This is a genomic window from Streptococcus suis, from assembly GCF_002964045.1.
In the GTDB taxonomy this organism is placed as follows: domain Bacteria; phylum Bacillota; class Bacilli; order Lactobacillales; family Streptococcaceae; genus Streptococcus; species Streptococcus suis_U.
Map to the genome: position 1 here is coordinate 1 of NZ_POPB01000511.1, position 376 is coordinate 376.

1 pseudogene is annotated in these 376 nt (G+C 41.8%); it reads left to right on the forward strand.

The window, feature by feature from the left end:
- A pseudogene (locus tag C1E99_RS12325) lies at window positions 1-376 on the forward strand (purine-nucleoside phosphorylase); the annotation flags it as partial.

Here is a 376-nt window from a genome sequence, read left to right on the forward strand (position 1 = left end):
TGATTAACGAATATGGTGTGAAAAAACTAATTCGTGTGGGAACAGCAGGTTCTTTGAACGAGGATGTCCATGTCCGCGAATTGGTCTTGGCTCAGGCAGCTGCGACCAACTCTCGTATGATCAATATTGACTGGCCAGAGTACGATTTGCCACAAATCGCTGATTTTGATCTTTTAGATAAGGCTTATCATATCGCCAAAGGATTCAACATGACAACGCATGTTGGCAATGTTTTATCATCAGATAGTTTCTATTCTCCAAAATTGTTTAGTCGCAACTTAGAATTAGGTCAACTAGGTGTCAAGGCTGTAGAAATGGAAGCAGCTGCACTTTATTACCTAGGTGCTAAGTTTGGCGTTCAAACGCTTGCCATGGT